This is a genomic window from Stenotrophomonas sp. STEN029 (assembly GCF_056760015.1).
The window spans coordinates 1-218 of record NZ_JBRREC010000205.1; the positions used below are offsets into that span (position 1 = coordinate 1).

A 218-nucleotide genomic window follows, 5' to 3' on the forward strand; every position below is an offset into this window, starting at 1 on the left:
GTCACACGCGGAAAAGACGGTTCGGCGCATCCGCATTTCCATGCGTTGTTGTTAGTCAAACCGAGCTACTTCAAAAAGCATTACGTGGCTCAATCGCAGTGGCTTCCGGCGGGGCGCGAAGCGGCTCGCCTCGACTACATCCCTCAAGTCCACATCACGAAAGTGAGGACTAAAAAAGCCGACCGCTTGGCCTTGGGAGATGACGCATTGGCGCTTCG

1 protein-coding gene is annotated in these 218 nt (G+C 56.0%); it reads left to right on the plus strand.

What is annotated here, in order from left to right:
* Positions 1 to 218, plus strand: a 218-nt coding sequence (locus tag ACVOLI_RS20525) for a protein rep (RefSeq protein ID WP_481615789.1), incomplete at both ends; no start/stop codon positions are given.